Here is a 17,889-nt window from a genome sequence, read left to right as displayed (position 1 = left end):
CGATGCTTGCGGGGGCGCCCAGGCGCCCCCATCTGGCTGCCATGACCCCGCCGCTCACCGACTTCATCGACCGCGCCCAGCGCCTGTTCGTGCTGACCGGCGCCGGCTGCAGCACCGCCTCGGGCATCCCCGATTACCGCGATGCCGATGGCCAGTGGAAGCGCACGCCGCCGGTGACCTACCAGGCCTTCATGGGCGAGGCCGCCACCCGCCAGCGTTACTGGGCGCGCAGCCTGCTGGGCTGGCCGCGCTTCGGCCATGCCCGGCCCAACGGCACCCACCAGGCGCTGGCCGCACTGGAGGACAGCGGCAAGCTGCAGGTGCTGCTGACCCAGAACGTGGATGGCCTGCACCAGCGCGCGGGCAGCCAGAACGTGATCGACCTGCATGGCCGCCTGGACCTGGTGCGCTGCATGGGCTGCGAACGCCGCAGTGAGCGTGAGGCGTTCCAGCAGCGGCTGCTGCAGGCCAACCCCGGCTGGGAACTGCTGCAGGCCGGTATCGCGCCCGACGGTGACGCCGATCTGGAAACCGACTTCTCCGCATTTGCGGTGCCCGACTGCCCGCACTGCGGTGGCCTGCTGAAGCCGGACGTGGTGTTCTTCGGCGAAAACGTGCCGCGTGAACGCGTGGCTGCGGTGCATGAGCACCTGCAGCAGGCGGATGCGGTGCTGGTGGTCGGCTCCTCGCTGATGGTCTATTCCGGCTTCCGCTTCGTGCAGGCGGCGGCAAAGGCTGGCCTGCCGGTGGCCGCGCTGAACCGTGGCCGCACCCGTGCCGACGACCTGCTGCAGTTCAAGGACGAGCGCGACTGCGCCGAGGCGCTGGCTGGGTTCGTCATCGGGTAGCGCCGGGCCATGCCCGGCGGAAACGGGCTGCCGCGCTGTGCGCTCGCCGGGCGTGGCCCGGCGCTACCCACAACGCGCCCCCACGAAACAGCGATCCACCCACACGGTTGATCTATCGGCCGCACAGCGGTGCAATACGCCCCCCCTTTGGTACACCCCCCACTGCCGTGAGCCAGCTGTTTTCGCCGATCTCCTTCGGCCCCCTGACCCTGTCCAACCGCATCGTCGTCGCGCCGATGTGCCAGTACTCCGCCGAAGACGGCCGCGCCAGCGACTGGCACGCCATGCATCTGGGCAACCTGGCGCAGTCCGGCGCGGGCCTGCTGATCCTGGAGGCCACCGCGGTCGAAGCGCGCGGCCGCATCAGCTGGGCCGATCTGGGCCTGTGGGATGACGGCACCGAAGCGGCCCTGGCGCAGGTGCTGGCCAGCGTGCGCCGCTGGTCGCCGATGCCGCTGGGCGTGCAGCTGGGCCATGCGGGCCGCAAGGCGTCGGTGAATCGTCCCTGGGACGGCGGTGGCCAGCTGCCGGCCGATGATGCCCGCGGCTGGGCGACCGTGGCCCCCTCGCCGCTGCCGTTCCATGCCGCCGATCCGGCACCGCAGGAACTGGACGAGGCCGGTATCGCCGAAGTCGTTGCCGCCTTCGCCGCCAGTGCGGTGCGCGCCGAGCGCCTGGGCTTCGAGCTGATCGAGATCCACGCCGCGCACGGTTATCTGCTGCATCAGTTCCTGTCACCGCTGAGCAACCGCCGCACCGATGGCTACGGTGGCTCGCTGCCGAACCGCCTGCGGATGCTGGTGGAAGTGTTTGACGCAGTGCGTGCTGCAGTGTCGGACAAGGTCGCCGTAGGCGTACGCATCTCCGCCAGCGACTGGGTCGAGGGGGGGTGGGACATCGTGCAGAGCGAGGCGCTGGCACAGGTGCTGGACGCGCGCGGCTGCAATTTCCTGCATGTGTCCAGCGGCGGCCTGCACGAGCGCCAGAAGATCAGTGTCGGCCCGGGCTACCAGGTGCCGTTCGCGGCGGCGATCAAGGCCAAGAAGGTGCGCATGCCGGTGATCGCGGTGGGCATGATCACCGAGCCGGAGCAGGCCGAATCGATCCTGCGCCACAACCAGGCCGATGCCATCGCGCTGGCCCGGGGCATCCTGTACGACCCGCGCTGGCCGTGGCACGCCGCTGCTGCACTGGGCGACAGCGTGGTGCCGGCACCGCAGTACCTGCGCTGCGAACCGCGCGACGCACGCGGCGTGTTCAGCCCGCGCTGAGCACTACACCTGCCAGGCCGGCGGCAGGCCGGCCTGAAGGTGCTCGAACAGCGCGCGGATCTTGGCGGTGAAATCGCGGCGGTCGCTCACGCAGAAGTAGATGTCCATCGGTTCCGGCTGCCAGTCGGTGCCGCAACCGAACACGCACTGCAGGCGACCATCGCGCAGGTAGGGCTCGGCCACGAACGCCGCCAGCCGGGTGATGCCGGCACCGGCGGCGGCCAGCTCGGCCAGCGCATCGATGTCATCGCAGACCATGCTCGGCGGCAGCGCGGCATCCACCCGCTCGCCGTCCTTAAGCAGGCCCCAGCGCAGTGGCCGGCCATCGGTGGGAAAGCGATGCAGCAGGCCGCGATGGGCGGCCAGCTGCGCCGGTTGCAGCGGCGTGCCGTGCGCCTGCAGATACGCCGGCGAGGCGCAGAACACGAACGGGATGCGCGCCAGTGGACGTGCCACCAGCCCGTCCTCCAGCTGCGCGCCGATGCGGATGCTGGCATCCACCGCCTCGGCACCGTGCTGCACGGCGCGATCGGTCAGGCGCAGCTCCAGCTGCAGCTGCGGGTACCGATGCTGCAATGAGGGCAGCAGCGGTGCCAGCACGTGCCGGCCGAACGCGCTGCTGCTGGCGATGCGCAGGGGCCCGGCCGGCTCCACGTCGCCGGCGGTCACCATCGCCTGCGCGCGCGCCAGGTCGGCTTCGATATGCCGCACCTGCGCCAGGTACACCGTGCCGGCTTCGCTCAGCGCCAGCTGACGCGTGCTGCGGTTCAGCAGGCGGACGCCCAGGTGGGCTTCCAGCCGGTTGATGTTCTGGCCCACGGCGGTGGCGCTGATGCCAAGGGTGCGCGCCGCAGCGGCAATGCTGCCGGTCTCTGCGGTGCGGGTGAAGCTGCGGATGAGCTGCAACAGGTTCATGACCGACCAGCTTGCCATGCGGAAGGCCAAGTATCGCTTGGGTCTGTCCCAAGCAGTCGCTTTGCCCGCGAACCCCGGCGGCCGGTGGCATAGGAATTGTTGCAATGCAAGCGTTGCGAGACCGGACGCACAATCCTGCCGCAACGCCCCGCACTACGCTGACCACGGCACGTTCGCCGCATACAGGAGTTCATCATGCAGAACTGCACGCGCGTCTCTTTGCTTGCACTGGTGCTTGCCTACTCCGCTTCCGCTTCCGCTGCCGCCCAGACGGGCGATGGTGTGCGGGAGTCACTACGTGAGCAGATGCTCGTCGCGCAGAAGAACGCGCAGATATCCAGCGCAGCGCGCCTGGACAGCTACCTCGCCGCCATTCCCGTGGATTCGCCGCTGACGCTCCTGTCCGCCGACGGGCTGGAGCAGTTCCTGACCTCGCTGTCATTCAACGAGAACGGCCTGGTTGGTTACTCGACGGACGCCATCGCCAGCGAGCTGAGCTACAGTCAAGCCCGCCGGCTGCTGTCGCTGTTCGGTGCCGAACGCACACTTCGGCTGATGCCAGGGTTGCGTGTCGATACTGAAGTTGATCGCGATATCCGCCGCTCGTATGTCCAATCCGGTGAGCTCGTGGAGGATCACATGGGATATCGATGTGTCGCCCGTGCCACGTGCAGAGAGTCCACAGAGTTCGTCTGCATGTCGGGTTGCTGAGCGCGCATGCTGCTCCTCGAATGGATGCTTGTTCTAGGAGCTGCGTCCAGTATCAGCCCTGTATCCATATGCAAGGCCGATACCTACACACAGCTGTTGAAGGCGGAGGCGACAACGCTGAATGCATCTGCACGTGATCGCATCGAGGCGCTGTCGCACATCTACGTTGCGGGTCGAAGGGCATCACGTGCGGTCGGCTGCAGAAACAAGGACCGCGTCATCGAGGACCAGTTCAAGGCTGCTTCGCTGTTCGCCAACTACGTACCGGATGCCGAACCACTGCGCAATGCGTTGGCACAGTACGGCCTGTTGGTCGAGCGCGGCACCGCCGGCGCTGAGCATCATCGCAGGCTGATAGGGCTACATGTGGCAAGGGGAGATTTTGCCCAAGCAGAACGGCTGCGTCGCCAGTGGCTCAGCAATGTCCCGGCGTTTCCGCGGGTTTTTCCGGGCCGCTTCCCGCCCGGCCTGCCCGTGTACGCTGTCCAGGCTGACGGTTCCCTCGTTCGTGATTCGATACGGCTGAGCGGAGACCAGGTTGTCGCCATCGTTCATCCGCGTTGTGGTCACTCACGAAGAGCCCTGCAGAACATTGTCGCCCAACCTGCCTACCAGGGGCTCCGCGATAAGCTGGTGTTGGTAGTGCCCAATGGCCCGCACTGGGCCGGCGATAGCATCGCCGAATGGAATGGACTTCATCCTGAGCTGCCGATGAGCGTGATGTACATGGACAAGAGGTGGGCGGATTTCGACCGTCAGCAGACTCCGGTCTTTCACCTTGTTCGCGAGGGTCGGGTCATTGAAACTGGAACCGGTTGGCGAGGTGCGGGGGAAGAAGTTGCCCCAATCATTCGCGCTCTGCGCCTTGCCTCTGATTGATGGTTGCATTTGACAGCATCGTGCACCGCGCAGCGGTGCTGCCCTACACTCCGGCGATGCGCCCCGATTCCATCCTCACTCTCTCCTGTCCCGACCGCACCGGCATCGTCTACCGCGTGTCGGGCCTGTTGTTCGACCACGGCTGCAACATCCTCGACGCCCAGCAGTTCGGCGACGAGGAGAGCGGTCGCTTCTTCCTGCGCGTGCACTTCGACCGCGATGCGGGTCTGCCGCTGGACACCGTGCACGCCGCGATGGCCGCACTGGCCGCAGACTTCGGCATGGACTGGCAGCTGCATGATGGCCGCCGCCGGCCGCACCTGCTGGTGCTGGTCAGCAAGCAGGGCCATTGCCTGAACGATCTGCTGTTCCGTGCGCACAGCGGCCAGTTGAAGGTGGACATCGCTGCGGTGGCCTCCAACCATGCCGACTTCGCAGCACTGGCAGCGTCCTACCAGGTGCCGTTCCACCACCTGCCGGTGAACGCCGACACGCGCGCGGCGCAGGAACAGCAGATCATCGATCTGGTCGAGCGCGAGCGCATCGACCTGGTGGTGCTGGCGCGCTACATGCAGATTCTCTCGCCCACGCTGTGCCGTGCGCTGGCGGGCAGGGCGATCAACATCCACCACAGTTTCCTGCCCAGCTTCAAGGGCGCGCAGCCGTACCACCAGGCGCACGCGCGCGGGGTCAAGATCATCGGCGCCACCGCGCACTACGTCACCGAAGACCTGGACGAAGGCCCGATCATCGAACAGGACGTGGCCCGCGTGGACCACGCGATGACCCCGCGCGAACTGGTACGGCTGGGCAGCGATACCGAATCGCAGGTGTTGGCGCGGGCGGTGCGCCGGCACGTGGAGCACCGCATCCTGCTCAACGGGCACCGCACGGTGGTGTTCAGGTAACGGCCGCGTCGCCCGCTCGCCGGGCATGGCCCGGCGCTACCAGGATCGGACGACGGGTAGCGCCGGGCCATGCCCGGCGGAAGCGGGTCAGAGGATCGCGATCCTCGCCTTCGCCAGGGCTTCGCGCACCATGCCGTCATTGGCCTCGGTCACCGGCCGGGTCAGCTCCCACAGGAATTTCACCCGGAAACCCGACTTCACCGCGTCCTGCGCGCTCCACAGCACGCAGTAGTCGCGGGCCAGCCCGCACAGGTGCACCTCGCGGATGCCGCGTTCGTGCAGCCAGCCGGCCAGCCCGGTGGCCGGGCGCGTGCCGTCGGGGCCGTGGTTCTCGCGGAAGGCACTGTAGGAATCCACCTGCTGGCGGCTGCCCTTGCGCAGGATCAGGTCGGCCACGGTCCAGTCCACGCCGGGGTGCAGGGCGGCGCCGGTGCTGCCCTGCACGCAGTGGTCCGGCCACAGGGTCTGTGGCTGTGCATGCAGCAGGATGGCTTCAAAAGGCAGGTGGCCCGGGTGCTGGCTGGCGAACGAGGCGTGGTTGGCCGGGTGCCAGTCCTGGGTGGCCACCACGGTGCGGTAGCGGCGCTCGGCCAACAGCGCGTTGATCGGTGCCACCAGCGCATCGCCCTGTTCGCAGGCGAGGGCGCCACCGGGCATGAAGTCCGGCTGCAGGTCGATCACCAGCAGGGCGACATCAGCGGGCAGGGTGGTCATGGCAGGTCCGGTACAACGCAGGAGGGGCGACCAGCGTGGCCGCCCCTCGCGTGCACGTCAATCGCCGCTGGCGTCGTCGTTGTCCTGCCCGTAATACAGCAGACCGATCCTGATGCGCTCGCGGCCGTTCTCGCGACGATGACGGTTGGCATCGCGCAGCGAGTAGACGCAGCCGCAGTATTCCTGCTGGTAGAACTGCTCGCGCTTGCTGATCTCGATCATGCGGCTGGCACCGCCGCCCTTGCGCCAGTTGTAGTCCCAGTACTGCAGGCCTTCGTAGCGCGAGGCGGCGCGAATACCACAGTCGTTGATCTGTGCCATGTTCTTCCAGCGCGAGATGCCCAGCGAAGAGCTGATGGTGTCGTAGCCATGCTCGTGCGCGTACAGCGCGGTGCGCTCGAAACGCATGTCGAAGCACATGGTGCAGCGGATGCCACGCTCGGGTTCGTTCTCCATGCCACGTGCACGGCTGAACCAGTTGTCGGTGTCGTAGTCGCAGTCGATGAAGGGGATGCCGTGCTGTTCGGCGAAGCGAATGTTCTCCTGCTTGCGCAGCTCGTATTCCTTCACCGGATGGATGTTGGGGTTGTAGAAGAAGATCGCGTAGTCGATCCCGGAGGCAGTGATCGCCTCCATCACCTCACCCGAGCAGGGCGCACAGCATGAGTGCAGCAACAGGCGCTGGCCGTTGTCGGGAAGGGTCAGGGTGGGGCGTTGGAGCTCGGTCATCGTCGGGTGCATCTGGGCGTTGGCAGCAGGTCTGGACGGAAACCGTGAACAGGACGCGCGCGGCCACATCGCCTGCACGCGCAGGACGACGACGGCCCCGGCAACCTCCCCGCGGAGATTCCAGGTCGAGTCAGGGGGACGGTCGTGTCCCCCGGCCGGGGCCGGTATTCGGGCTGATGGACACGGGCCGGCTGGCCCACCTACTACCTGCCGCTTCCCAGGCGCGAGCCCAGTGCTGTTGGCAGGATTCGTCTCCATTCACCGCTGCGGGGCAGCTCCGGAATGGGCGCGCAAGGCGCCTTCACCGGATTCCCGTTTAAATCCCTGCCGCCATCGATGCCACGGCAGGGATACCTTCGACGTGCTCACGGTGGACGCGTTGGCGGCAATGGTCAAGGGTCGATGAAAACGCAGGGCTGTGGCGCGTTTCTCAGGCTGTGAGAGTGCCTCTTGCCATACTGGGCACCGACAGACGGGAGGTGGCTCGTGGCGGCGAAGTACTGCGATCTGGTCATGAAAGGCGGCATCACCAGCGGCATCGTGTATCCCAACGCGGTGCTCGCATTGGCTCGCGAATACCGTTTCAAGAGCATCGGCGGCACTTCGGCCGGTGCGATCGCCGCAGCCGTGGCGGCCGCGGCGGCGTACGGCGACCGGCGCCAGCAACGGGGCGAACAGCTGCCTGGCGACGCCGGCTATGGCGGTCTGTCGGCAGTGTCGGCGCAGCTGTCGCGGCGCGGATTCATCTACAGCCTGTTCCAGCCCGCCGCCGGCGCGCGCGCGGCATATCGACTGCTGGTGGTGCTGACCGGCAACGCCGGCTGGCCACGCAAGCTGCTGTGCCTGGCCATCGCGGTGTTCCAGATCGCGCCGTTGGAAGTGCTGGTGTCGCTGGCACTGCTGCTCGGCCTGGGCTGGTGGGGTGGTGGCTGGAGCGGCGTGGCCGCGACCCTGCTGCCGTCGCTGCTGTGTGCCTACGGCGCGGGCGTGGCCGCCGCTGCGCTGCGCGTGGCCCGGGTGGCGCGGCGCAACCTGCTGGGCCTGTGCAGCGGGCTTAGCCGCAGTGCAGGCAGGCCGGCGCTGACCGAGTGGCTGCATGAAAACCTGCAGCAGCTGTCGGGCAAGCCGATGGATGCACCGCTGACCTTCGCCGACCTGCACGACGCGCCGCGCTATGCAGGCGAACCGGACAGCCCGCATGCGATCACCCTGCAGATGATCACCACCTGCGTATCGCACAACGAACCACGCACGCTGCCGTTGGGCGGGGCGCAGTTCTGGTTCCTGCGCGAGGAGTTCGAGCAGCTGTTCCCGGCCAGTGTGGTGCAGTGGATGGTCGACCGCGCCGGACCACCGCGCGAGGTTGAAGGCCGCAACTACTTCCATCTGCCGCAGGGTGCGTCGCTGCCGGTACTGGTGGCCACGCGCATGAGCCTCAGCTTCCCGCTGCTGATCAGCGCGGTGCCGCTGCATGAGCCCTCGCGTCGCGAACGTCGCTGCGAGCCGACGTCGACGGCGGCAGATGAGGGCGGGCAGAACGTGGCCGACAGCATGGAAGGGCTGACCAGCGCGGGCCAGGCCTGCGGTCCGGTGATCACCGCGTTCCGGGTGTGCTGGTTCTCCGATGGCGGGATCAGCAGCAACTTCCCGATTCACCTGTTCGATGCCGCACTGCCGCGCTGGCCGACCTTCGCCATCAACCTGGTCTATCCGCAACGTCCCGAGCCGGTGGTGCGCGAGAGCGACAGCCGACAGACGCTGGAACGCGCGGTGTTCCTGCCTACCGAGAACCGGCATGGATGGCAGCGGCACTACCAGTCCATCGCCACGCCGCTGGCGGCCGGTGAGCTGGGCCGTTTCCTGTTCGCGGTGGTGGCCACCATGCAGAACTGGCGCGACCTGCTGCAGGCGCGTGCGCCTGGGTATCGCGACCGCATCGTGCATGTGAGCCTGCAGGGCGACGAGGGTGGCATGAACCTGGACATGCCACAGGAGGTGCTGACCCGCATCGCCGACAAGGGCAGCCTCGCCGGTGCACGCTTCTGTTCGTTCTCGTTCGAGAACCATTACTGGATCCGTTGGCGCAACCTGGCCTCGGCTTACCAGCGCTACACGCTGGAAATATCGCGCACCGATGATCCGGCGCAGCAGGTGCTGGCCTATCGCGCGGCCTATGCGATGGTGGCCACCGGCACGCCGCCACCGCCGTCGTACAAGCTGGGTTCGGAAGACAAGCGGCTGGCGTCGCAGCAGCTGTGGGGGCTGATGGTGGAACAGGGCCGCAGCTGGGATGACCTTGGCCCGGACCTTACCGACGGCTCGCCACGGCCGTTGCCGCAGATGAAGGTGACGCCGATCTATTGATCGCGGTGCGCTGCTGCGCTCGCCGGGCATGGTCCGGCCCTACCGTTGGCTATCGCCACGCCTCGACCACCGCATCGCCGCGCAATGGCGCATACAACGGCAAGGCCAATTCCTGCTTCACCCATCCCGGGTTGAGCGCGCGCAATCCCGCCAGGAATTCGCGGGCCAATGCGGTTTCACCCTCCGACATCGCCAGCCGCGCCGCGCGTGCCCACGTCCGGTCCCAGCCATGCGCCAGCGCCAGCGAGGTGGCCAGCGACGCACGTGCGCCGGCCACGTCGCCCTGTTCCCACTGCTGCTCGGCGCGGATGATCGCTTCATTTGAAAGCCGCATGTCGTACAGCTCGCGCAGGCGCGCCACGGCACGCGGATCGGCATCCACGCGCAGGTCGGTGTCCTGCCAGTCGCCGCCAGGCGTGCGCACCAACAGTGCCGCCGACCATTGCCCGCTACGTTGCCCACCCGCCGCTTGTCCCGCTTCCAGCGCTGCCAACAGGCGCGCGGCAAGCGCACCGTGGGTGGTCGTAAACGCGCGTTGCGTCGCCGCCAGCACGTCCGGCCCAGCCAGTCCATTGCCTTGCACGCTCACCTTGCCCTCGCCAACGGCACCGGCCCAATCGGCCCGCTGTGCAGTGGCGCCGGTGTACTGCGCATTGCCGCCTCGCGCACTGACCAGCCCGACCTGGCGCTCGGCGATGGTGGTGCCATCGAAGTCGCCATCCTCATCCAGCAACTGCTTGAGCACCTGTGCCGGCGTGCGACCTTCGGCCAGCAGCGCCAGCCCCTTCGAGCCGTAGGTCGGGTTGGTTTCGAACTGGCTGGCGACCGCGCCGACCTTCGCCTGCGCCCACGGCACGCCGACACCGCCGACGGCGAGATTGTGGGTGGCGACAGCCACCCCGCAGTCGCCGGCTTCGTTGCAGGCGGCAATGGAAAAGGTCGCCCATGCCGGCGCAGCGACAGCAGCGAGCAGCAAGGCCAGGCAGGGGCGCAGCATGAACATGGTCGTCTCCGGTGAAGGCGTTGAACTGGGATGCAACGGATGCGCGGAAGGTTTAGTAGATCCACGCCATGCGTGGATGAATCCCCATCGAAATCGAATATTTCGACAATTCGTCGAAGAGCATCCACGCATGGCGTGGATCTACCGTGTCGACCAAGGTCGACACCCACCAAAAGCAGGCCATGCCACCCCGCCATCCCACGGAATGCCCGCTGTTGCTTTTGCTGTTGCCTTGGATTGAAGCAGGTGCAGGGCGCAGCCCTGCCGGACCGCCCCCTACCGCCCCGGCAACTGGGTAAACGCGCGCTGCATGCAGTCCTCGCGCGGGCACACCCGGCAGCCCGGCCCGATCGACACCGAGTTGCCCGGGCTCTGCACGTCCAGCCCCAGTGAATACACCAGCCGATCCGCATGCTGCAGGTCACACCCCAGTGCCACCGCGAAGGTCTTGCGTGGCTGGCCGTGGCCGACCGGGCCGCTGCTGACCTGCCGTGCCAGCCAGAAATGGCGGCGGCCATCGGGCATGCGCGCGGTCTGGGTGAGGATGCGTCCGGGCTGGTTGAACGCCTCATAGACGATCCACAAAGGGCAGGAACCGCCCACCTGCGAGAAGTGGAAATCGGTGGCCGAGTGGCGCTTGGACACGTTGCCGGCGCGGTCCACGCGGATGAAGAAGAACGGCAGCCCCGGCGCACTGCGGCGTGCCAGCGTACTCAATCGATGGCAGACCGCCTCGAATCCCACACCGAACTGATGCGCCAGCAGCTCGATGTCATAACCGCTGGCCTCGGCCGCGCGCAGGAAACGCATGTACGGCATCACCAGCGCACCGGCGAAATAGTTGGACAGGCCGATACGCGCCTGTGCGATGCGGGCCTCGTCGGTGAAGCCGGTGCGCGCGATCACCGCATCGATCTGCGGCAGGTAGCCGCGCAGCGCCAGCTCGACCGCCATCTGGAACGCCTGCTGCCCCGGCTCCAGGTAGTCGGGCAGCCACAGCGTACGGCTGCCGGCATCGTACTGGCGCTTCTCGCGCCCGGCCTGCAGCGCAGCCACTTCCACCAGCACCCCGTGACGGTCGGCCAGCAGCTGGCGCAGCCGTGGCGCCACGTGTCCCGGCGCCAGCCCCCATTCGGCGAACAACTGCTCGGCCAGTTCGTCCAGCTCGGGGATGTGGTTGTGCATGCGGTTGAAGAACTCGCGCACCTGGTCGCCGGCCGGCAACGTGCTGCCCGCGCCCGGCTCGCCCAACTGGAACTCCAGCGCGGCGGCATGCTCGCGCAATGCCAGGTGGCGGCGATGCAGGTCCAGCAGCGCGCGGCTGACCTGCGGCAGGTTGCCGGCCAGCGCGCGCAGTTCGGTGGCGCTGACGTCGGCCAGGCCCAGATCGCGCAGGGTCTCGCCCAGCGACTCCTGCAGCGCGGCGGGCTCATCGTCGTCGAACAGGGCGGAAACATCGCCCAACACCTCGCCCAGCTTCTTCTGCACCGCAGGCGTCAGCGGGCGCTTGTTGCGCTCGATCTGGTTCAGGTAGCTGGCCGACAGCCCCAGGGCGCGGGCGAGGTCGGCCTGGCTGTAGCCGCGCTGCTCGCGCAGGCGCAACAGGCGCAGGCCGAGCTGGCGCTGGGGAGCTGAATAATTCACAGGATTAACAGGAATCGTGGCGGACATTGGCCAGATTAAGCGGATTCAGGCCGGAAATCGAGGCGTTGCCTGTGAATAATGCCAAGCATCTTTCGCACCTCGTGGATTGTCGTCATGACTGTTGCAGCGCCCCGTATCCGCATGCTGATCGATGGCCAGTTCGTTGAATCGGCCACCTCCCACTGGCAGGACGTGATCAACCCGGCCACCCAGGACGTGCTGGCCCAGGTGCCGTTCGCCACCACGGGCGAAGTCGATGCCGCCGTGGCTGCCGCCAAGGAAGCCTTCAAGACCTGGCGCAAGACCCCGATCGGTACCCGCGCGCGCATCTTCCTGAAGTATCAGCAGCTGATCCGCGAAAACATGAGCGAGCTGGCGCACATCCTCACCGCCGAACAGGGCAAGACCCTGCCAGACGCCGAAGGCGATGTGTTCCGCGGCCTGGAAGTAGTCGAGCACGCGGCCGCCATCGGCAACCTGCAGCTGGGCGAACTGGCCAACAACGTGGCCAACGGCGTGGACACCTACTCGATCATGCAGCCGCTGGGCGTGTGCGCAGGCATCACCCCGTTCAACTTCCCGGCGATGATTCCGCTGTGGATGTTCCCGATGGCCATTGCCACCGGCAACACCTTCATCCTCAAGCCGTCCGAGCAGGACCCGATGGTCACCATGCGCCTGGTCGAACTGGCGCTGGAAGCGGGCATTCCCAAGGGCGTGCTGAACGTCGTGCACGGTGGCGAGGAAGTGGTCAACGCCATCTGCGACCACCCGGACATCAAGGCGGTGTCGTTCGTCGGTTCCACCCGCGTCGGTACCCACGTGTACAACCGCGCCTCGCTGGCCGGCAAGCGCGTGCAGTGCATGATGGGCGCCAAGAACCACGCCGTGGTGCTGCCGGACGCCAACAAGGAGCAGACCCTCAATGCGATGGTCGGCGCGGCCTTCGGTGCGGCGGGCCAGCGCTGCATGGCCGCCTCCACCCTGGTGCTGGTCGGTGAAGCACGCGGTTGGGTGCAGGACCTGGTCGAAAAGGCCAAGACCCTGAAGGTCAGCGGTGGCACGGTCGCCGGCACCGACGTCGGCCCGGTCATTTCCTGCAGCGCCCGTGATCGCGTCGAAGGCCTGATCGCTTCGGGCGTGGAGCAGGGTGCCAAGCTGGTGCTGGATGGCCGCAAGCCGCAGGTCGATGGTTTCGAGAAGGGCAATTTCGTTGGCCCGACCATCTTTGCCGGTGTCACCACCGACATGCGCATCTACCAGGAAGAAATCTTCGGGCCGGTGCTGGTCATCCTCGAAGCGGAAACGCTGGATGAGGCCATCGCCATGGTCAACAGCAACCCGAACGGCAATGGCACCGCGCTGTTCACCCAGTCCGGCGCCGCTGCACGCCGCTTCCAGGAAGACATCGACGTCGGCCAGGTCGGCATCAACGTGCCGATCCCGGTGCCGGTGCCGCTGTTCTCGTTCACCGGTTCGCGTGCTTCCAAGCTGGGCGACCTGGGTCCGTACGGCAAGCAGGTGGTGCTGTTCTACACGCAGACCAAGACCGTCACCGCGCGCTGGTTCGACGACGAGACGCTGAGCCACGGCGTCAACACCACGATCAGCCTGAAGTAACCGCAGGGAGCAGCCATGAGCCACTCGATGACGACGGAACAGGAAGAAGCGCAGCAGGCGTACCGCGAAGCGGCGCGTGACTTCGCACAGGCCGAACTGGCGCCGCACGCCGCGCGATGGGATGCGGAGGGCATCTTTCCGCGCGAGGCGATCGCCAAGGCCGGTGAACTGGGCTTCTGCGGTCTGTACATGGACCCGGAAGTGGGCGGCAGCGGCCTGAGCCGACTGGACGCCGCCGTCGTCATCGAGGAGCTCGCCAACGTCGACCCGTCGACTGCGGCCTATATCAGCATCCACAACATGGCCTCGTGGATGGTGTCCACGTGGGGCCAGCCGGCGCTGCGCGATGCGTGGGGCAATGACCTGTCTTCTGGCAGCAAACTGGCCTCGTACTGCTTGACCGAGCCGGGCGCCGGTTCGGACGCGGCCTCGCTGAAGACCACCGCCGTGCGCGATGGCGATTTCTACGTGTTGAATGGCGCCAAGGCCTTCATCTCCGGCGCAGGCGCCACCGAGCTGCTCGTGGTGATGGCACGTACCGGCGGTGCCGGTGCAGGCGGGGTCAGCGCGATCGCGGTGCCGGCCGACCTGCCGGGCATCAGCTATGGCCGCAAGGAAGAGAAGATGGGCTGGAACAGCCAGCCCACCCGCGGCATCACCTTCGAAAACGTCCGCGTACCGGTCAGCCACCTTCTGGGAGAGGAAGGCGGCGGCTTCAAGCTGGCCATGAAGGGGCTCGATGGTGGCCGCATCAACATCGCCGCGTGCTCGTTGGGTGCTGCACAGGGCGCGCTGGATGCCGCACGCCGCTACATGGGCGAGCGCCGCCAGTTCGGCAAGGCGTTGTCCGAATTCCAGGCGCTGCAGTTCAAGCTGGCCGACATGGCCATCGACCTGGTTGCCGCGCGGCAGATGGTGCATACCGCCGCGCGCAAGCTCGATGCCGGCGCCAGCGATGCCAACGTGTGGTGCGCGATGGCCAAGCGTTTCGCCACCGATGCCGGCTTCACCATCTGCAACGAAGCCCTGCAGATCCACGGAGGCTACGGCTACATCCGTGAATATCCGATCGAGCGCCTGCTGCGCGATTCGCGCGTGCACCAGATCCTGGAAGGCACCAACGAGATCATGCGGGTGATCGTTGCCCGTCACCTGCTCAACACCGAAGAGGAACTGCGATGAAGGATTGGCGTACCCAGGAGCACGTTGGCCTGAAGGTCGAGGCCGAGGGCCACACCGCCGTGGTCACCCTGAACAACCCGCCGGCGCATACCTGGACCGTGCACAGCCTGTCGGCGCTGCGCGACCTGGTGGGCGCGCTCAATGCAGACCGCGACATCTACGCGCTGGTGATCACCGGTGATGGCGAGAAGTTCTTCTCCGCGGGTGCCGACCTCAACCAGTTCGCTTCCGGCGACAAGGCTGCCGCACGCGAAGCGGCACGCCGTTTCGGCGAAGCCTTCGAGGCGCTGTCCGCGTTCCGTGGCGTGTCGATTGCTGCAATCAACGGCTACGCCATGGGCGGCGGCCTGGAATGCGCGCTGGCCTGCGACCTGCGCATCATCGAAGAGCACGCCCAGGTGGCATTGCCCGAAGCGACCGTCGGCCTGCTGCCGTGCGCCGGTGGCACCCAGAACCTGCCGCGCCTGGTCGGCGAGGGCTGGGCCAAGCGCATGATCCTGCTCGGCGAGCGCATCAACGCCGAAACCGCCGTGCGGATTGGTCTTGCCGAAGAAAAGGTCGGCAAGGGCGAAGCCAAGGCGCTGGCACTGGAATGGGCGAAGAAGGCCGGCAAGCAGAGCCCGACCAGCATTGCCGCCTGCAAGACCCTGGTGCAGTCCACCCGCACCGGCAGCCATGCGTCGGCGCTGGTGGCCGAGCGCGAGGCCTTCGTCGATCTGTTCGACACCGCCGATCAGGTCGAGGGCGTGAGTGCATTCCTTGAAAAGCGCGCCGCGCAGTGGAAGAACGCATGACCGAGGTCGACACAAACGCTGCCGAAGCACCGGTGCTGTTCGAAGAGCGCGTGGCCGGCAACGGCACGCGCATCGGCATCGCCACGCTGAACGCACCGCGCACGCTCAATGGCTTCTCGCTGCCGATGGCACACCTGCTGCTGAAGCAGTTGAATGCCTGGGCCGACGACGAGGGCATCGCCATGGTGGTGCTGCAGGGCGCCGGTGAGAAGGCGTTCTGCGCCGGCGGTGACCTGCACAGCCTGTACCAGAGCATGCGTGCCTACCGCGACGCCGGCCAAAGCGATATCCGCGGGAACGACTACGCCGCCGAGTTCTTCGACGTCGAGTACCGCGTCGACTACCTGATCCATACCTACGCCAAGCCGATCCTGTGCTGGGGCCACGGCATCGTGATGGGCGGCGGCATTGGCCTGATGTCCGGTGCCAGCCATCGCGTGGTCAGCGAACGCTCCAAGCTGGCCTTCCCGGAAATCACCGTGGGCCTGTTCCCTGACGTAGGTGGCAGCTGGCTGCTGCCGCGCGTGCCGGGCAACGGTGGCCTGTTCCTGGCCCTGACCGGTGCGCTGCTCAACCCGGGCGATGCGATCTATGCCGGCCTGGCCGACGTGCATGTGGCCGAGGAACGCCGCAGTGCGGTGTTCGACGCGCTGCTGCAGGTCGCGTGGTCGGCCGATGCCGCACGCAACCACGAGCGCCTGTCACAGCTGCTGCTGTCGTTTGCCAGCGATGCGGCTACCGGCCCGCTGCTGGCCAATGCCGCGCAGGTCGATGCGCTGTGCGCAGGCGATGACCTGGCCGCCATCGTCGAACGCATCAGTACCCTGCAGACCGATGACGCGTGGCTGCAGGCCGCACAGAAGACCCTTGCCGCCGGTGCACCGGGTTCGGCACGGTTGGCCTTCGAACTGCAGCGCCGCAGCGCCGGCCAGGACCTGGCCAGCGTTTACCGGCTGGAATACATCACCGCCCTGCATTGCGCCGCGCATGGTGATTTTGCTGAGGGCATCCGCGCGCTGCTGATCGACAAGGACCGCAATCCCTCGTGGAATCCGGCCACGCTGGCCGATGCCGACCGCGCATGGGCCGATACATTCTTCGCTTCTCCCTGGGCCGATGCTGCGCATCCGCTGGCCGACCTGGGTACCTCTCTCGCTGAAAGGAGCCTGGCATGAGCCGCATTGCATTCATTGGGTTGGGCAACATGGGTGGCCCGATGGCCGCCAATCTGGTCAAGAACGGCCACACCGTACGTGTGTTCGATCTGGTGCCTGCCGCGGTGCAGGCGGCGGTCGACGCGGGTGCCAGCGCAGCGGCATCGGCACGCGAGACCCTGGCCGATGCCGAGGTGGTGATCTCGATGCTGCCGGCCAGCCGCCACGTCGAAGGCGTATACCTGGGCGACGACGGCATCCTTGCCGCGATTCCCGCCGGTGCGCTGGTCATCGACTGCAGCACGATTGCCCCGGCCAGCGCGCGCAAGGTATCCGAAGCGGCCGCCGCACGCGGCCTGCAGATGATCGACGCGCCGGTGTCCGGTGGCACTGCCGGCGCACAGGCCGGCACGCTGACCTTCATCGTCGGTGGCGAAGAGGACGCGCTTGAACGCGCCCGCCCGGTACTGCAGGCGATGGGCAAGAACATCTTCCATGTGGGTGCCAGTGGCGCCGGCCAGGTCGCCAAGCTGTGCAACAACATGGCACTGGGCGTGATCATGGCTGTCACCGGCGAAGCCATCGCCTTGGGCGTGGCGCACGGGCTGGACCCGAAGGTGCTGTCGCAGATGATGGCGGTCAGCACCGGCCGCAGCTGGGCCACCGAAGTGTGCAACCCGTGGCCGGGCGTGCTGGAAAACGCGCCGGCGTCGCGCGGTTACAGCGGCGGCTTCGGCAGCGATCTGATGCTGAAGGACATGGGCTTGGCGGTGGAGGCGGCGATGAGCGTCGGCGCCTCGATCCCGCTGGGCGAAATGGCCCGCAACCTGTACTCGATGAACCACCAGGCCGGCCGCGGCAAGCTGGATTTCTCCAGCGTCGTGCAGCTCATCACCAGCGACCGGTAACCGGTCGCCGGTCCGCGCATTCCACCTTATCCCCGCGCCGTTGGCGCACCCCCTTGAACAACAAGGGGGTTCTCCTCCAGAAGGATGGATGCGCGCCGACCGTGTAGTGCCGAGCCCATGCTCGGCACTACAGAAAGCGAATGCGTCCCCGGCCACGTGCCGGGGCCCCACCCGAGGTGGGATGGGCGGATGCCCGGTTGCGACCGGCATCCGCCCATTTTTTTGCCCAGCCGCTTGGTAGTGCC

General features: G+C 67.2%; 16 protein-coding genes and 1 riboswitch. Of the genes, 11 read left to right on the top strand and 5 right to left on the bottom strand.

Features of this window, described 5'->3' with window-relative positions; genetic code table 11:
• Positions 1 to 41: 41 nt before the first annotated feature.
• Both K5K93_RS11580 and K5K93_RS11575 read left to right on the top strand, forming a co-directional pair.
• Positions 42 to 848 carry an NAD-dependent protein deacetylase gene (locus K5K93_RS11580; RefSeq protein WP_093820783.1) on the top strand — a complete coding sequence of 269 codons (807 nt, stop codon included), beginning with the start codon at positions 42 to 44 and terminating at the stop codon, positions 846 to 848.
• 167 nt (positions 849 to 1,015) lie between these two features.
• Positions 1,016 to 2,119, top strand: coding sequence for an NADH:flavin oxidoreductase/NADH oxidase (locus tag K5K93_RS11575; RefSeq protein ID WP_105163262.1), 1,104 nt, complete (start codon positions 1,016 to 1,018; stop codon positions 2,117 to 2,119).
• Between the two features lie 3 nt (positions 2,120 to 2,122).
• Here the strand turns inward: K5K93_RS11575 and K5K93_RS11570 are convergent, their stop codons facing one another.
• A complete protein-coding gene (locus K5K93_RS11570; protein WP_222387957.1) occupies positions 2,123 to 3,034 on the bottom strand; it encodes a LysR family transcriptional regulator in 912 nt (303 codons plus the stop codon).
• 195 nt (positions 3,035 to 3,229) lie between these two features.
• On the opposite strand from K5K93_RS11570, the gene K5K93_RS11565 reads away from it, so the two are divergent.
• The 3 genes from K5K93_RS11565 to purU are packed head-to-tail and all read left to right on the top strand — an operon-like array spanning position 3,230 to position 5,532.
• Entirely contained in the window at positions 3,230 to 3,745 is a 516-nt protein-coding gene (locus K5K93_RS11565; RefSeq protein ID WP_222387956.1) for a hypothetical protein, read from the top strand.
• A 6-nt stretch (positions 3,746 to 3,751) separates the two neighbouring features.
• A complete protein-coding gene (locus tag K5K93_RS11560) occupies positions 3,752 to 4,624 on the top strand; it encodes a hypothetical protein (protein ID WP_222387955.1) in 873 nt (290 codons plus the stop codon).
• A gap of 56 nt (positions 4,625 to 4,680) precedes the next feature.
• Positions 4,681 to 5,532 (top strand): formyltetrahydrofolate deformylase, encoded by an 852-nt coding sequence (gene purU, locus K5K93_RS11555; RefSeq protein WP_222391051.1) that lies wholly within the window; start codon positions 4,681 to 4,683, stop codon positions 5,530 to 5,532.
• An 87-nt stretch (positions 5,533 to 5,619) separates the two neighbouring features.
• On the opposite strand, the gene pncA is transcribed toward purU, so the two are convergent.
• Positions 5,620 to 6,246, bottom strand: coding sequence for a bifunctional nicotinamidase/pyrazinamidase (gene pncA, locus K5K93_RS11550; RefSeq protein ID WP_093820777.1), 627 nt, complete (start codon positions 6,244 to 6,246; stop codon positions 5,620 to 5,622).
• Positions 6,247 to 6,303: 57 nt separating this feature from the next.
• Entirely contained in the window at positions 6,304 to 6,975 is a 672-nt protein-coding gene (locus K5K93_RS11545) for an epoxyqueuosine reductase QueH (RefSeq protein WP_093820775.1), read from the bottom strand.
• A 141-nt stretch (positions 6,976 to 7,116) separates the two neighbouring features.
• Positions 7,117 to 7,334: riboswitch (cobalamin riboswitch) on the bottom strand.
• A 154-nt stretch (positions 7,335 to 7,488) separates the two neighbouring features.
• Here K5K93_RS11545 and K5K93_RS11540 point away from each other — a divergent pair.
• Positions 7,489 to 9,339 (top strand): patatin-like phospholipase family protein, encoded by a 1,851-nt coding sequence (locus tag K5K93_RS11540; protein WP_222387954.1) that lies wholly within the window; start codon positions 7,489 to 7,491, stop codon positions 9,337 to 9,339.
• Positions 9,340 to 9,388: 49 nt separating this feature from the next.
• Here K5K93_RS11540 and K5K93_RS11535 read toward each other — a convergent pair whose 3' ends face one another.
• Positions 9,389 to 10,342, bottom strand: a complete 954-nt coding sequence (locus K5K93_RS11535) for a DUF1028 domain-containing protein (RefSeq protein WP_222387953.1) — start codon at positions 10,340 to 10,342, stop codon at positions 9,389 to 9,391.
• A gap of 276 nt (positions 10,343 to 10,618) precedes the next feature.
• Complete coding sequence (locus K5K93_RS11530; protein WP_222387952.1) at positions 10,619 to 12,013, bottom strand: short-chain fatty acyl-CoA regulator family protein; 1,395 nt, start codon at positions 12,011 to 12,013, stop codon at positions 10,619 to 10,621.
• Between the two features lie 87 nt (positions 12,014 to 12,100).
• Between K5K93_RS11530 and K5K93_RS11525 the strand changes: the two genes are divergently transcribed.
• From K5K93_RS11525 to mmsB, 5 genes are read left to right on the top strand one after another with little or no spacing between them, the layout of a single operon-like run.
• Positions 12,101 to 13,606: a CoA-acylating methylmalonate-semialdehyde dehydrogenase gene (locus K5K93_RS11525; protein WP_025875748.1), complete on the top strand. Its 1,506-nt coding sequence runs from the start codon at positions 12,101 to 12,103 to the stop codon at positions 13,604 to 13,606.
• A 15-nt stretch (positions 13,607 to 13,621) separates the two neighbouring features.
• Positions 13,622 to 14,788, top strand: coding sequence for an acyl-CoA dehydrogenase family protein (locus K5K93_RS11520; protein WP_222387951.1), 1,167 nt, complete (start codon positions 13,622 to 13,624; stop codon positions 14,786 to 14,788).
• Positions 14,785 to 15,582 (top strand): enoyl-CoA hydratase, encoded by a 798-nt coding sequence (locus tag K5K93_RS11515; RefSeq protein WP_222387950.1) that lies wholly within the window; start codon positions 14,785 to 14,787, stop codon positions 15,580 to 15,582. Before K5K93_RS11520 ends, K5K93_RS11515 begins: the two co-directional genes overlap by 4 nt.
• Entirely contained in the window at positions 15,579 to 16,757 is a 1,179-nt protein-coding gene (locus tag K5K93_RS11510) for an enoyl-CoA hydratase/isomerase family protein (RefSeq protein WP_222387949.1), read from the top strand. The genes K5K93_RS11515 and K5K93_RS11510 overlap by 4 nt, the downstream gene beginning before the upstream one ends.
• Positions 16,754 to 17,644 (top strand): 3-hydroxyisobutyrate dehydrogenase, encoded by an 891-nt coding sequence (gene mmsB / locus K5K93_RS11505; RefSeq protein WP_093820763.1) that lies wholly within the window; start codon positions 16,754 to 16,756, stop codon positions 17,642 to 17,644. The genes K5K93_RS11510 and mmsB overlap by 4 nt, the downstream gene beginning before the upstream one ends.
• The last annotated feature ends 245 nt before the right edge of the window (positions 17,645 to 17,889 follow it).

The sequence above is a fragment of the Stenotrophomonas sp. DR822 genome (assembly GCF_019793815.1).
In the GTDB taxonomy this organism is placed as follows: Bacteria; Pseudomonadota; Gammaproteobacteria; order Xanthomonadales; family Xanthomonadaceae; genus Stenotrophomonas; species Stenotrophomonas indicatrix.
Note: the sequence above shows the minus strand (reverse complement) of the source record. Positions and strands in the feature narration are given on the sequence as shown.